Origin of the sequence: Brevibacterium sp. CCUG 69071 (assembly GCF_021023135.1) — a bacterium.
Lineage (GTDB): Bacteria > Actinomycetota > Actinomycetes > Actinomycetales > Brevibacteriaceae > Brevibacterium.
In genome coordinates this window covers 945,447-959,574 of the sequence record NZ_PGFV01000001.1, presented here as the reverse complement: position 1 = coordinate 959,574, position 14,128 = coordinate 945,447, and the positions used below count along the sequence as shown (strand labels likewise).

At 65.6% G+C, this 14,128-nt stretch carries 11 protein-coding genes; 7 read left to right on the top strand and 4 right to left on the bottom strand.

Going from position 1 to position 14,128, the window contains the following annotated elements; genetic code table 11:
* Window positions 1-25: 25 nt before the first annotated feature.
* A complete protein-coding gene (locus CV023_RS04400; RefSeq protein WP_230744231.1) occupies window positions 26-883 on the bottom strand; it encodes a DUF817 domain-containing protein in 858 nt (285 codons plus the stop codon).
* A 149-nt stretch (window positions 884-1,032) separates the two neighbouring features.
* Between CV023_RS04400 and CV023_RS04395 the strand changes: the two genes are divergently transcribed.
* Complete coding sequence (locus CV023_RS04395) at window positions 1,033-2,943, top strand: N-acetylmuramoyl-L-alanine amidase (protein WP_230744230.1); 1,911 nt, start codon at window positions 1,033-1,035, stop codon at window positions 2,941-2,943.
* Window positions 2,944-3,020: 77 nt separating this feature from the next.
* Complete coding sequence (locus CV023_RS04390) at window positions 3,021-3,680, top strand: NAD(P)-dependent oxidoreductase (RefSeq protein ID WP_230744229.1); 660 nt, start codon at window positions 3,021-3,023, stop codon at window positions 3,678-3,680.
* A gap of 91 nt (window positions 3,681-3,771) precedes the next feature.
* Here the strand turns inward: CV023_RS04390 and CV023_RS04385 are convergent, their stop codons facing one another.
* Window positions 3,772-4,374, bottom strand: a complete 603-nt coding sequence (locus CV023_RS04385) for a hypothetical protein (protein ID WP_230744228.1) — start codon at window positions 4,372-4,374, stop codon at window positions 3,772-3,774.
* Window positions 4,375-4,384: 10 nt separating this feature from the next.
* Complete coding sequence (locus CV023_RS04380; protein WP_230744227.1) at window positions 4,385-5,236, bottom strand: L,D-transpeptidase family protein; 852 nt, start codon at window positions 5,234-5,236, stop codon at window positions 4,385-4,387.
* 60 nt (window positions 5,237-5,296) lie between these two features.
* Between CV023_RS04380 and CV023_RS04375 the strand changes: the two genes are divergently transcribed.
* The 4 genes from CV023_RS04375 to CV023_RS04360 all read left to right on the top strand — a co-directional run bounded on the left by CV023_RS04375 (window position 5,297) and on the right by CV023_RS04360 (window position 10,308).
* On the top strand, window positions 5,297-6,595 hold the full coding sequence (locus tag CV023_RS04375; protein ID WP_230744226.1) for a DUF6636 domain-containing protein: 1,299 nt from the start codon (window positions 5,297-5,299) through the stop codon (window positions 6,593-6,595).
* 248 nt (window positions 6,596-6,843) lie between these two features.
* Window positions 6,844-8,616 carry a 2-isopropylmalate synthase gene (gene leuA, locus CV023_RS04370; RefSeq protein WP_230744225.1) on the top strand — a complete coding sequence of 591 codons (1,773 nt, stop codon included), beginning with the start codon at window positions 6,844-6,846 and terminating at the stop codon, window positions 8,614-8,616.
* Window positions 8,617-8,806: 190 nt separating this feature from the next.
* Complete coding sequence (gene recO, locus CV023_RS04365; protein WP_230744224.1) at window positions 8,807-9,535, top strand: DNA repair protein RecO; 729 nt, start codon at window positions 8,807-8,809, stop codon at window positions 9,533-9,535.
* On the top strand, window positions 9,532-10,308 hold the full coding sequence (locus tag CV023_RS04360; protein WP_230744223.1) for an isoprenyl transferase: 777 nt from the start codon (window positions 9,532-9,534) through the stop codon (window positions 10,306-10,308). The genes recO and CV023_RS04360 overlap by 4 nt, the downstream gene beginning before the upstream one ends.
* 263 nt (window positions 10,309-10,571) lie before the next feature.
* Here the strand turns inward: CV023_RS04360 and CV023_RS04355 are convergent, their stop codons facing one another.
* The gene (locus CV023_RS04355; RefSeq protein ID WP_230744222.1) at window positions 10,572-12,386 is read right to left on the bottom strand and encodes a DEAD/DEAH box helicase; all 1,815 of its coding nucleotides are present in this window, start codon (window positions 12,384-12,386) and stop codon (window positions 10,572-10,574) included.
* A 346-nt stretch (window positions 12,387-12,732) separates the two neighbouring features.
* Between CV023_RS04355 and CV023_RS04350 the strand changes: the two genes are divergently transcribed.
* Window positions 12,733-14,118 carry a glycine--tRNA ligase gene (locus CV023_RS04350; protein ID WP_230744398.1) on the top strand — a complete coding sequence of 462 codons (1,386 nt, stop codon included), beginning with the start codon at window positions 12,733-12,735 and terminating at the stop codon, window positions 14,116-14,118.
* Window positions 14,119-14,128: the final 10 nt, after the last annotated feature.

Here is a 14,128-nt window from a genome sequence, read left to right as displayed (position 1 = left end):
CGTGCAGGTATGTGAGTTCACAGTATCAGGAGGCGTCGGCGTCGGTGGGGCGTTTGGGCGGATAGACGAGGGTGACGAGGACGACTGAGATCATCATCAGCAGGAACCAGGCCACGAGCTTCGTCAGCGGCACCAGGTGCCAGCTCTCGGTCTGGCTCGGATACAGCCAGGCGCCCGTCGCCGTCCCGATGTTCTCCGCGATCCAGATGAAGAAGGCCACGAGGACGAATGCCAGCAGCACCGGCATCCGCAGGGTGCGCCGGTGGACGTGGAAGTGCATGCGACAGCGGAGGAAGACGATGCCCACTGCCGCCACGAGGACGTAGCGGGCGTCGAGGACGAAATGGTGAGTGAAGAAGTTGAGGTAGATGGCGGCGGCGATGATGACGGTGAGCCACCTCGGCGGGTAATGGGTGAACCTGAGGTCGAAGAGTCGGTAGACGCGGACGAGATAGGATCCCACGGCCGCATACATGAACCCCGTGAACAGGGGGACCGCGCCGATGTGCAGGACGCCCCCGGGTGCGTAGTTCCACGAACCGACCGCGGTCTTGAACAGCTCCATCCCGGTGCCGACGAGGTGGAAGACGATGATGACGATCACCTCGCGCCCGGTCTCCAGACGCAGCGCGAGCATGCCGATCTGGATGATCACGGCGAGGATGACGAGGAGATCGTTGCGGGCCAGCCCTGCATCAGCGGGGTAGAACCAGGCGGTGGCGATGATGGCTGCGAGCATGAGCGCCCCGAACAGGCAGGCCCAGGCCTGTTTGATGCCGAAGGCGAGGAACTCCTGGACTCCTGCGGGAACCCGACCGAGGTACCGGTTGGCGAAGCGATCGAGGAAGCGTTCCAGCCGGGTGAGTTCGCTGTGATCGGCCATGGGTCCTTCGGGTTCGAGTCAGTCGTGTCGTACCAGCACACTATCGCTCGGATCGCTCAGGACCGGCGACTGGCCCCCGGTGTCCGGGTTGAGAATTCTCTGGACAAGATCTGCGAGTTCTCTTCACGAACGCGCGGATTCTCAATAGTATGAGCGACAGCACAGGGGGTTCGACGATCGATGATCACGGACTCTGCGTCGAGCACACCGCAAAGGAACCGGAATCGATGAAACGAACACAGCTGTCCGCACTGGCTTTCGCCGGAATCCTCGCAGCGACGAGTCTGACCGCCCCCGCGCTCGCCGCGACCGAGACGGACTCCCCGGGGCTGGGAGCAGGGCCTTCCCAGTCATCCGAGTCCGGGTCTGAGCCCGGGCTCAAGGACTCAGGGTCGGAGTCGGGGGAGTCCTCCGAGCCTTCCGGGGCCGAACCCTCCCAGTCGGACGGGAAGGATGCCGCCTCCAAGGATTCGGACTCCACGGACTCCTCGAAGGGTGCGTCGCCGCAGGTCTCGCGCAACGACGGCACCACGACGAAGACCTTCGCGGCGAAGCCCTCGCAGGTCAAGGCCATCTCGCTCGATGCGGACGAGGTCAACATCCTCGGTGCGAGCTGGCAGGGCGATGACCCCGGCATCGAGATCCGGTACAAGGACGGCTCCGGATGGTCGAAATGGGAAGAGCTGGCCGCCGATGACGAGGGCGGACCCGATCCGGCTTCGGCCGAGGCCGGACAGATTCCCGCTGCCGCCGCCGACGGCCATTCAGAGGCCGTGCCGATCCTCGATGCCACCGCCGCCGAGGTGCGCACCTCCGGTGACGAGAAGGACACCACCGACCTCGAGATCACGAACGTGGTCTCTCCGGTGACCACCGCCGACACCGCGCTGGCGAAGAAGACGGGAACGGCCGCCTCGGCGCCCTCCTCGGGGATCTCGGCACAGGTCGCCCACCAAGAGCTGGGGGCGAACATCGTCACCCGCAAGGAATGGGGCGCCGATGAGAAGCTCGTCCGCTGTGAGACGGACAAGACCTCGACGACCAAGGGCATCTTCATCCACCACACCGCGGGTTCGAACTCGTACACGAAGGCGCAGGCTCCGGGCATCATCCGCGGCTACCTCGCCTATCACACGAAGGAACGCGGCTGGTGCGACCTCGGGTACAACTTCCTCGTCGACAAGTACGGCACCATCTACGAAGGACGAGCCGGCAGCATCGACCTCTCGATCACCGGGGCCCACGCCTCGGGGTTCAACTCCTACACTCTCGGCATCAGCGTGATGGGCACCTTCACAGGATCGGCCCCGGCAACCGCCGCCCAGAACTCGGTCAAACGCCTCGTGGCGTGGAAGGCCAACCAGTACTCCTTCAACCCGACGGGGAAGATGACCCTGACTTCGGGCGGGGGAGCGACGAGCCGGTACCCCGAAGGGAAGAAGGTCAGTCTCAACGTCGTCTCCGGGCACCGGGACACGAGCTACACGGAGTGCCCGGGCACCGCGTTCTACGGCAAGCTCGGGTCGATCCGGTCCGGGGCGAAGTCGATGCAGTCGAAGGTCGGAGGCTATCCCGTCAAGGGAGCCATCGGCACGTATTTCCGAGCGAACTCAAAGTCGACCGGGGAAGCCCGTGGCACCGAGAAGGCGCTGAAGAATCCCAACGGCGCCTATCAGCACTTCGCGAAGGGGACCGTCTACTGGTCCTCACCGACCGGGGCACACCTGAACAAAGGCGGGATCCGCACCGCGTACAAGGCCGTGAAGTATGAGAAGGGCGTTCTGGGATTCCCAAAGAGCGACGAGAAGAAGTTCAAGTACCGCGACAACGCCGCCTATCAGAACTTCGCCTCGGGGATGATCACCTGGTCCTCGAAGACCAAGGGGCAGCCGCTCAGCCACGGGATGCTCACCAAATGGAAGAGCCTGGGCTGGGAGCGCAGCAGTCTGGGACTGCCGACGAGCGGCGAGTTCGCCTCCAAGGGCAAGACCCGCCAGAACTTCGAACACGGGTACATGACGTACAAGAAGGGTGAAGGGGTCAAGGTCTACGCGGGCTAGTCGTCTTCGCGACATAGTCGGGAACCGGGAACGGGGCCCATGGGGCATATCGACTCATGGGCCCTAGACTCTGGAGCATGCACATCCTCATCTTCGGTGCTTCCGGGCACGTGGGCAGCGCATTGGCGAAGCACCTCGGCGACGAGCAGTTCGGCGGTCATCGCATCAGCGGCATCGTGCGCTCGCAGGCGGACGGTGCGGTGCCCTTTGACCCGATCGTCCTGCCTGATTGGGTCGACGATCCGGAAGGAGCCGCCGAGGCGGTTCGGGCTCAGTCCGGTCCCGCCGTCGACGCGGTGATCGCCGCGGTCGGCGGTTGGTACGTCGACGAGCCCATGCTCGAGCGGGGGATCGAGTCCTTAGATTCGGACTACAGATCCTATCTGCGTGGGCACTTCGCCGCGTGCGCGGTGTCGAAGCTGCTGTCCGAGGCGGGCAGCGCACAGATCGTCCACCTCGCTCTCAACGGGGTCGCCAGCGTCGAGGCCTGCGTCGGATCGGGGGCGATCAGCGTCTTCGGGGCCGCCCAGAACATGCTGCTGCGGGTCGCCGAGGCGGAGACGGACACCGTCGACTTCCGCGAACTGCGGGTCATGGCCCCCATCGACGGCGACGACCGCAACGACCTGTCCGGGGGAGTCGAGACGATCGGCATCACCGAGGTGGCCGCGGCCGCTGCCCGAATCTTCAGCAGCCCCGGTGACGCCGAGCTGAGCACCGAGATCTCACCCGAGTAGGCGGCATCGCTGAGTTTCGGCGGTGTCACCGAGATCGTCCTGAGCGGATCGGCGGCCTCACCGACGCCGCCCTGACCGGGTCAGCTCTCGCTCAGGCCTTCACGTAGCGGATGAAGACCTGATCGTCGATAGTGCGCACGTCGATGACGCGGAGGTCGATCTCGGTCTCGAGCCGAGAGAAGTGGCTGCCGGAACTCCGGATGTAGCGGGGGCTGAGGCTCAGATGCAGCTCGGCGGCGGGGTAGGCGTCGAGGAGGCGGAAGGCGAGATTCGGTCCCGACTCGCACAGCAGTGCATCCTCATCGACATCGGTCCCACTGCCCACAGAATTCGCCTGCCGTGATGCGGGGGACGGAGCCGTCGGGATCCCGGCGAGCACCTCGGCGACGGTGGCGGGGGTGAAATGCTGAACACGGTAGTCGAGCCCGAGCTCGGTAAGCTCGCGCTGCAGCGACGTCGCATCGGATTCGGTGAGCACGTGCACCGGGGTGTGCTCGAGCGCCTTGCCGGGAGCATTGATGACGGGCAGCTGCGGATTGAGCGCCGTGCGACGGTCGACGATGATCGCACTCGCACCTCGGCGCAGGGATCGGAAGTACGCGAAATCAGCATCCGTGGACACCCCCGTCGACCATCCGTCCTGCGCATAGGAGCCGTTGATCGACTGCACGAGCGAGATGATGAGGGGACGCACTTGGCCGGACCTACTTCTTCAGCTCGGCCTCGGGACCCATGGCGATGCGCGGATGGGCCTCGGGATCGATGTTCTCAAGGATCCACTTGAGATCCTTCTCCTTGAGCGTCACGCAGCCGTTGGTGCCCGAGTCGTGGTCGAGGTGGAGCCAGATGCCGCCGCCTTTGTCCCAGCCCATCGGCCGAGTCTTATCGGTCGGTGCCTTGCCGGTCGCGCGGTTGTAGTCGATGGCGATGATGTAGTCGAAGACCGATTCGTAATCGGCACCATAGGCGACATTCGCCGAGGACGGCAGCCGGTCATCCTGCGTGTACGGCAGCTTGGTGCCCGGATCGGCCTTGTACCCGCCGGCATCGCTGAGGGTGAAGACACCGATCGGTGTGGTCTTGTCGCCCTCGCGGCGATCGGCCAGCCAGCCGTTGCTGCCGTTGTGGGTATCGAAGGTCTTGAGCTTCTTCCACTTCTCGTCGGTGAACTCGTAGAAGCTCAGGGTCCCGGAATCCGACTTCGCATCGGGGGAGCTGGTGACGATGACCTGGGACGTCTCCTCCGGGATCTGCGCCGAGAATTCGGAGCCGAGCCCGGGAACGGATACCGAATGGGCCGGTCCGGTGGATGCCGAACTCCCGGCATCCTCGGCGTTCTCAGCATTGCCCGTGGCCGGAACGCTCTGCGCGGGAGCAGCGAAATCACCGTAGCTCGACTGCTGCGCCGGCCCGGCGACCGAGGTGGCGTGGAGTCCCGAGGAGTCCTCATCGGAGCTTCCGGCGCTGGTCGCGCACGAGGTCAGAGTCAGAGTGAGGGGAAGAGCGAGGACGGCGAGAGCAAGGCTCCTCGCACGCTTGGTTCCTCCACTGAGCATGAGGCCATCATCTCACGAACCTTGAGAACCTCACGGTATTGACTGTGCGAAAATGACCCCATGAGCATTCCACCCGTGCCGAACCATCCTCCGCGCCCCGGGCGTCGGAAACCGGCCGAGGAGTCTCCGGATTCGATCACAACGCAGTTGTTCATCGGCCAGGACAAATCGGCGACAGCGGATGGATCGACCCAAGCACTCAGCTCCGAGGAGCTGGAACGACTGCGATCGATGGTCGCCTCCGACGGAGCCGAAGCCACCGAGGTTCTCAGCCTCGAGGAACTCCGGCAGCTCGCCGCCGCCGGCGGATACGGTGCCGCCGAGGAGGCGGGCCCGGTCGACTCCGGCGGAAAGCCGCGCAAGGCCAGTTCCGAAGACCTCGCCGAGGCGGAGTCCGCCTCGGCGCCCAAACAGTGGAACCCGCAGCCAGCACCCTGGGGATCCGACTTCGGTGCGCCCGGCCACGTGGACGATTCCACTGCGCATGCGGGGCAGCCCCAGTCCGGGCGGCCGCAGTCCGGCCGGCCGCAGTCGGGACCCCCGGTCTACGGGTCGGTCGGCGCTGCCGACCGCCAGGGAAGCTATTCCCATCCCGGAGGCAGCCAGCCCTCGGTCGGAGGCCCGCCTGCCGGAGCCTACCCGGGCAGCGGACATCCCGGCGGTGGAACATTTGCCGCCGCCTATGCGGGAGCCGGACCCGGACAGCCGGTCGGACCCGGTGGCCCCGGCGGACCAAGCGGACCCGGAGGACCCTACGGGCCGGGCGGCCACGGTGGCCCCGGCGGTCCGGGTGGCCCTTACCGACGGGAACCGGAGACGAAGAAGGTGCCCGCCTGGCTGTGGGTGCTCGCCGCCATCGCCTTGATTCTGGCCGTGGGCATCGTCGGCTACATCGCCTGGGATTCGGTCCAGGGAAATGACGAGACCACCAGCAGCGCACCGAGCCAGGAACCCAGCGGCGGACTCGGCTCCGAACCGAGCAGCGATCCGACCGAGAGCTCCGAGGCACCCGTGGCCGAGGAGACCTTCGCATCGCCCTCGGGCAACATCGCCTGCACCATCGACTCCGAACGCGCGCGCTGCGTAATCAAGGACTACGACTACAGCCCGCCGGAGAAGCCCGATGACTGCCAGCTGGACGAATGGGGCGCCATCGTCGTCGCGAACAATGAAGGGGCCGGCTTCTCCTGCGTCGAGGCACCGTCGTCGAACGGACCCGCACGAGTCCTCGGCTACGGCGAATCGATCACCGCACAGGGCATGACCTGCACCTCCACCGAGGAGGGAATGACCTGCAAATCCGATGACTCCGGAATCGGATTCACCGTCCGCCGAGCCTCGGTCGACTTCCTCGACTGAGCGTCGGCAGCTCGGGGCGGACCGCCTCGGCGCGGGCCTGACTGTGGGGTCGCTCCGGACGGTCGGGCCGCCTCGGCGATCTTAGGATGTGGACAGAAGGTCGAGAGGCGACGCCAACGGGTCTACGGTGAACACGTGGCTCACAGGTTGCTTCTCCTTCCTTGCCGCGACGAGTCCTGATCGGACAGCACACTCGTCGCGGAGTCTTCTATGCTGTGAAAGCGTACGAACATAGAGATTGAGGAACAATGAAACTGCAGAAGCCGTCCCCGATGCCGTTCGATAAGTACAAGTCCTTCCAGGATCGCATCGCCCTCGATATGCGCGACCGCACCTGGCCCGATCAGCTCATCCGCAAGGCCCCCAGGTGGCTGAGCACGGATCTGCGCGACGGCAACCAGGCGCTCATCGACCCGATGACCCCGGACCGCAAACGCAAGATGTTCGATCTCCTCGTCAAGCTCGGCTTCAAGGAGATCGAGGTCGGATTCCCCGCCGCCAGCCAGGTCGACTTCGACTTCGTCCGCGAGATCATCGAACAGGACGCGATCCCCGACGATGTCAGGATCTCGGTGCTCACCCAGGCCCGCGAGGACCTCATCGAACGCACCGTCGAATCCCTCGTCGGGGCCAAGATGCCCACCGTGCACCTCTACAACGCGACCGCGCCGGTCTTCCGCAAGGTCGTCTTCGGCTTCGACGGCGACGGCTTCGATCAGACCCGTGAGATCGCCACCCGCGGCACCCAGGCAGTGATGAAGCATGCCGAGTCGCTGCTCGGCGATGCCGACTTCGGCTACCAGTACTCACCGGAGATCTTCGTCGACACCGAACCCGAGTTCGCCCTCGACATCGTCGGCTCCGTGCTCGACATGTGGCAGCCGGCCTCCGGTCGCGAGACCGTGGTCAACCTGCCCGCCACCGTGGAGCGGGGCACCCCGAACACCTACGCTGACCAGATCGAATGGTTCTGCCGGAACATGCCCTACCGCGACGAGGTGGCCGTGTCCCTGCACCCGCACAACGACCGGGGCACCGGTGTCGCCGCCGCGGAGCTGGGCATCATGGCCGGCGCCGACCGCATCGAAGGCTGCCTGTTCGGCAACGGTGAGCGCACCGGCAACCTCGACCTGGTCACCGTCGCACTCAACCTCTACACCCAGGGCGTCGACCCCGAACTCGACTTCTCCGACATCGACGAAGTCATCCACACCGTTACCGAATGCAACCAGATCGGTGTCCACGAACGCCACCCCTACGGCGGCGACCTCGTCTTCACCTCGTTCTCCGGTTCGCACCAGGACGCGATCAACAAGGCCTTCGCCGATCGGGAGAAGAAGGCGAACGCCCAGGGCACGCCCGTTGACCTGATGGAATGGGATATGCCCTACCTGCCGGTCGACCCGAAGGACCTGGGCCGCTCCTACGAGGCGATCATCCGTGTGAACTCCCAGTCCGGCAAGGGCGGCGTCACCTACCTGCTCAAGAGCGAGTACGGTCTCGATCTGCCGCGTCGGATGCAGGTCGAATTCTCCCGCGCCGTGCAGATGCACACCGAGGGCGGTGGCGAGGTCAACGCCGAAGAGATCCGCAAGATCTTCAACTACGAGTACCTGCCCAGCGATGATGAGGACAACACCTGGGGCCGGTTCCAGATCGTGGGCCTGCGCACCGATTCGGGCACGGTCGATGACTCCGGCTCGGCCGAACGCGTCGAGGTCGATCTCATCGTCGACGGTCAGGAGCGCAGCTACGAAGGCCACGGCAAGGGACCGATCGATGCGCTGGTGAAGATCCTCGTCGAGAACTTCGACGTCGACATCCGACTCCAGGACTACACCGAGCACGCGATCGGCTCCGGTGCCGACACGATGGCCGCGGCCTATGTCGAACTCGCCGTCGAGGATCGTGTGGTGTGGGGAGCGGGCCTGCACCCGAACATCACGAAGGCCTCGCTCAAGGCCGTGATCTCCGCGGTCAACCGCGCCGCCCGGGATCGCGACCGGGACCGCGACCGCTGATCACGTTTTGCTGACGTCGCTCGCAGACTTCGTCCGCTGACGTCGCTCGCTGACTGACATTCGCTGACCTCGCTGTGCGCCCCGGGAACCGGGCGTGCACAGCGAGGTCAGTTCGTGTGTGGGGCAATCTCACACGGGTGAGCGCGTGCGGCACCGCCGAATCCACACGGCACTCTGCGATAATGGCCGGGTGCACAACTACCGTGATGAAGGCATCGTGCTCCAGGGGCACAAGCTCGGCGAGGCCGACCGCATCGTCACCGTGCTCACCCGCAGCCACGGTCTCATCCGCGCCGTCGCGAAGGGAATCCGCCGCACGAAGTCACGATTCGGCTCCCGCCTCGAACCCTTCATGCTCGTCGACCTGCAGTGCCACGTCGGCCGCAGCCTCGACATCGTCACCCAGGTCGAACTCGTCGAACCCTTCGCCGCCGGACTCGGAGCCGACTACGATGCCTACTCGGCCGCCTCGGTGATGGCCGAGACCGCCGCCGGCATCACCGAAGTCGAGACCCACACCCGGACCCATTTCCTCCTCCTCGTCTCCGCGATCCGCTCCCTGTGCAAAGGCGAACACCCGCCGAGGCTGTCCCTCGACGCGTATCTGCTGCGGGCGATGTCCGTGGCCGGGTGGGCGCCGAGCCTGCTCGACTGCGCCCAGTGCGGCCAGCCGGGTCCGCACCGCGCCTTCTCGGCATCCCTCGGCGGAGCCGTCTGCACGAACTGCCGTCCCTCGGGGGCGGCACTGCCCGACACCGATGCGCTCGAGCACATGGCCGCTCTGCTCTCAGGTGACTGGGAGAGCGCGGAAGCCACCGACCTGCACGACCAGATGGACGGCTCCAAGCTCGTCTCCGACTGGGTGTCGTGGCACCTCGAGCGCAACATCCGATCGTTGAGAGTCCTGGAGAGCACATGAGCTACCCCGCACCACCGGCGCACCCCAGCGGAGCCCGGGCACCGCGCATCGACAAGAAGTTCGTGCCCGATCATGTGGCTATCGTCATGGACGGCAACGGCCGCTGGGCGAATCAGCGGGGACTGCCGCGCACCGAGGGGCACAAGGCCGGCGAAGCTTCACTGCTCGATGTCATCCACGGCGCCATCGAGATCGGCGTCGACTACCTCTCCGCCTATGCGTTCTCCACCGAGAACTGGAAGCGCTCACCCGAAGAGGTGCGCTTCCTCATGGGGTTCAACCGCGACGTCATCCGGCGCCGTCGCGATGAGCTCAACGAACTCGGAGTCCGCATCGTGTGGGCAGGACGCCCCGGCAGGCTGTGGCGGTCGGTCATCTCCGAACTCGAGACCGCCGCCGAGATGACCAAGCACAACACAGGCCTGGTCCTCCAGTTCTGCGTCAACTACGGGGGTCGGTCCGAGATCATCGACGCGATCAATGAGATCACCGCCGAGGTGGCTGCGGGGAAACTCAAGCCCGGCAAGGTGAGCGAGAAGACCGTGCGATCGCGTCTCTACGCACCCGAAGTCCCCGACGTCGACCTGTTCCTGCGGTCATCGGGGGAGCAGCGGACCTCGAACTTCCTGCTCTGGCAGTCGGCCTATGCCGAGATGGTCTTCCAGGACGTGCTCTGGCCCGATGTCGACCGCCGCACCCTGTGGGCGGCCATCGAGGAGTACGCCCGACGCGACCGTCGCTTCGGCGGGGCCGTGGACACCCCCACCGCCTGAGCGGTCGGCTCGCCGCCGACGGCAACGACCCCGATACACGGCGACGGCCCCAACACACGGCGACGGCCCCAACACACGGCGACAGCAACCCCGGCATGGCTACACGGTAACCCCGGCATGCCGAAAGAAACCTGGCACAGCAACGGCCCCGCAGCGCGATGCTGCGGGGCCGTTGATCTCGTGCCGGAACCAAAGCTCAGGGAGCGGTCCTCAGACCGGAACCCGAGCTCAAGTTCAGGCCCGAGGAGCTTCCTGTGTGGGACTCAGTAGCGGTCGCGGGGACGGTCGCTGCCGCCGCGTCCGCCGCCACCGAACTTCTTGCCGCCTCGGCGATCGCCGCGGAAGTTGCGGTCATCACCGGGCTGCTTGTCGAAGTTGCGCTTCTTGAACGGGCGTCCCGGACGACCCGAATCCGGACGGATGTCGATGGGCCGACCCTGGATCTCGGTGTGTGAGAGCTTGCGCAGCACGGAGGGATCGAGGTCCTTGGGCAGATCGACCAGGGTGTGGTTCGACCGGATGTCGATGTGGCCGATCTGCTTCGAGGTGATGCCACCCTCGTTCGCGATGGCACCGACGACGGCGCCGGGCTGCAGGCGCTCATTGCGTCCCACGGCCAGACGGTAGGTGGTCATGTTCTCATCGCGCTGACGAGGTCCGCGCTCCTTGCGGCCGCCATCACGTCCGCCGTCGCGGTCGCGTACCGGCTTGCCGCGAGCAGGCTCGGGCATCGGTTCGGCCTTGAGGGAGTTCGACTCGAGGACCAGCGAAGCCAGGGCCGCGGCGACGGTCGCTGCAGGAACGTCGCGGGAGAGCTCGTAGCCTTCGATGACCGCGGAGAGCTCGGTCAGATCGGTCGTGGCGAGCACATCGTCGATGCGCTTGGTGAACTTCTCCACACGGGTGTTCGTCAGCTGTTCGACGCTGGGCATGGTCAGCGGTTCGACCTTCTGCTTCGTCGCCCGCTCGATGGAGCCGAGCAGACGCTGCTCGCGCGGGGTGACGAAGAGGATCGCCTCGCCCGAGCGTCCGGCGCGGCCGGTCCGGCCGATGCGGTGGACGTAGGACTCGGTGTCGTGCGGAATGTCGTAGTTGACGACCAGTGAGATGCGCTCGACGTCGAGGCCGCGGGCGGCGACATCGGTGGCGACGAGGATGTCGATCTTGCCTTCGCGGAGCATGTCGATCGTGCGCTCACGGGCCTGCTGGGGGATGTCGCCGTTGATCGCCGAGGCCTTGAACCCGCGAGCACGCAGCTTCTCCGCCAGCTCTTCGGTCGCCTGCTTGGTGCGCACGAACATGATGATGCCCTCGTACTCCTCGACTTCGAGGATGCGGGTCAGGGCGTCGAGCTTGTGGGAGTGCTGGACCATGAAGTAGCGCTGGCGGATGTTCGCGCCGGTCTGCGACTTCGATGCGACGCGGACCTCTTCGGGATTGTTGAGGTACTTGCCGGTCAGGCGGTGGATCGAGGTCGGCATGGTCGCGGAGAAGAGCGCCACCTGACGCGAATCGCCGGACTGGCTGAAGATCTCCTCGATGTCCTCGGCGAAGCCCATCTTGAGCATCTCGTCGGCCTCATCGAGGATGAGGTGCTGGAGGCTGCCGAGCTTGAGGGAGCCCTTCTTGAGGTGGTCGATGACGCGACCGGGGGTACCGACGACGACCTGGGCTCCGCGCTTGAGTCCGGCCAGCTGCGGGCCGTAGGACTGTCCGCCGTAGATGGGGAGGACGGAGAAGTCGTCGAGGTTCGTCGCATAGGAGGTGAACGCCTCGGCGACCTGGATCGCGAGCTCACGGGTCGGGGTGAGCACGAGGGCGAAGGGGCCGTCGTTGGCACGACCCGCCTCGGCGAGGTGGGACAGGGCCGGCAGCGCGAACGCTGCGGTCTTGCCGGTACCGGTCTGGGCCAGGCCGATGACGTCGCGGCCATCGGTCAGTGCCGGGATGGTCGCCGCCTGGATCGGCGTCGGGGTCTCGTAGCCCTGAGCCTCGACGGCCTTGAGGACGAGCGGGTGCAGGTTCAGCTCGGAGAATTTCGGTGTGGTCGGTTCGTCGGTCGTGGACACATCGGTCATGAGTTTTCTCTCTCACGTCGGCACACACTTGATCGCAGATGACTGTAGTGGCGATCTACCCTGCGGCCGCTTGTGCAATCATCGTGAGCAATCCGGGCCGAAACCGTAGAGATCCAAGTTCTGACTTGGACAGACGCTGTAAACCGTCATTACGGAGAAAGGTTTGGGTGTGATTCGATTCTACATGCTCGACCCGCGCCGAGGTGGTTCCGGGCCCTCGGGGAAGGTGTGAGTTCCGTCGCCTCCCGACAATAGCGGCGAGGTCCCGTCCGGGTGCGGATAACCGATAGGCTTGTCGTGCGAGCCACGGCAGCCGGCCGTCGGCGAACTACCCCAAGGAGAGAACATCGTGGCACAGTCCAAGTTGGATGCCGTCATCGCGTTGGCCAAGCGCAGAGGATTCGTCTTCCAGGCCGGAGAGATCTACGGCGGGTCCAGGTCGGCATGGGACTACGGTCCGTTGGGGGTCGAACTCAAGGACAACATCAAGGCCCAGTGGTGGCAGAACTTCGTCCGCGGCCGCGAGGACGTCGTCGGCCTCGACTCCTCGATCATCTTGCCCAAGCGGGTGTGGGAGGCTTCCGGTCACGTCGAGACCTTCGTCGATCCGCTCGTCGAATGCCTCAACTGCCACAAGCGCCACCGCGAGGACCACCTCGTCGAGGCCTATGAGGCGAAGAACAAGAAGGCCCCTGAGAACGGCATGGGCGACATCGTCTGCCCCGACTGCGGCACCCGCGGACAGTGGACCGAACCGCAGGAGTTCTCCGGTCTGGTCAAGACCTTCCTCGGCCCCGTCGACTCCGAATCCGGACTGCACTACCTGCGTCCGGAGACTGCGCAGGGCATCTTCGTCAACTTCAACAATGTGCTCACCGCAGCCCGGAAGAAGCCGCCGTTCGGCATCGGCCAGATCGGCAAGGCCTTCCGCAACGAGATCACCCCGGGCAACTTCATCTTCCGCACGCGCGAGTTCGAGCAGATGGAGATCGAGTACTTCGTCCACCCGGACGAGGCCGACGACTACTACCGCCAGTGGGTCGAAGCCTGCTGGGACTGGTTCATCGACCTCGGCATCTCCGAGGACAACGTGCGCCGCCTCGACGTGCCCGAAGACGACCGTGCCCACTACTCTTCGGGCACCATCGACGTCGAATACCGGTTCGGCTTCCAGGGCTCCGAATGGGGCGAGCTGATGGGCGTGGCCAACCGCACCGACTACGATCTGGGCACCCACACCGAGCTGTCGGGGGCGAAGCTGCAGTACTTCGATCAGGCCAGCGGCGACCGCTATACCCCGTACGTCATCGAACCCTCCTTCGGCCTCACCCGGTCGATGATGGCCTTCCTCATCGACGCCTACACCGAGGATGAGGCACCGAACACCAAGGGCGGAGTGGACAAGCGCATCGTGCTCAAGCTCGATCCGCGTCTGGCCCCGGTCAAGGCCGCCGTGCTGCCTCTGAGCCGGAACGAGAAGCTCTCCCCGCAGGCCAAGGAGCTCGCCGCCCGGCTGCGCAAGCGCTGGAACATCGACTTCGACGACGCGGGTGCGATCGGTCGTCGTTACCGCCGACAGGACGAGGTCGGCACCCCGCTGTGCATCACCTTCGACTTCGACTCCCTCGAGGACTCCGCGGTCACCATCCGCAAACGTGATGACATGAGCCAGGAGCGCGTCAGCCTCGACCAGGTGGAGGCCTACCTGGCCGAGCACCTCGGCGGAGCCTGACCCTCCCACT

What these genes read in the sequence shown, in the direction of transcription:
- CV023_RS04400 (WP_230744231.1), bottom strand. Translation starts at nt 883, where the DNA reads ATGGCCGATCACAGCGAACTCACCCGGCTGGAACGCTTCCTCGATCGC.
- CV023_RS04395 (WP_230744230.1), top strand. Translation starts at nt 1,033, where the DNA reads ATGAGCGACAGCACAGGGGGTTCGACGATCGATGATCACGGACTCTGC.
- CV023_RS04390 (WP_230744229.1), top strand. Translation starts at nt 3,021, where the DNA reads ATGCACATCCTCATCTTCGGTGCTTCCGGGCACGTGGGCAGCGCATTG.
- CV023_RS04380 (WP_230744227.1), bottom strand. Translation starts at nt 5,236, where the DNA reads ATGCTCAGTGGAGGAACCAAGCGTGCGAGGAGCCTTGCTCTCGCCGTC.
- CV023_RS04375 (WP_230744226.1), top strand. Translation starts at nt 5,297, where the DNA reads ATGAGCATTCCACCCGTGCCGAACCATCCTCCGCGCCCCGGGCGTCGG.
- leuA (WP_230744225.1), top strand. Translation starts at nt 6,844, where the DNA reads ATGAAACTGCAGAAGCCGTCCCCGATGCCGTTCGATAAGTACAAGTCC.
- CV023_RS04360 (WP_230744223.1), top strand. Translation starts at nt 9,532, where the DNA reads ATGAGCTACCCCGCACCACCGGCGCACCCCAGCGGAGCCCGGGCACCG.
- CV023_RS04355 (WP_230744222.1), bottom strand. Translation starts at nt 12,386, where the DNA reads ATGACCGATGTGTCCACGACCGACGAACCGACCACACCGAAATTCTCC.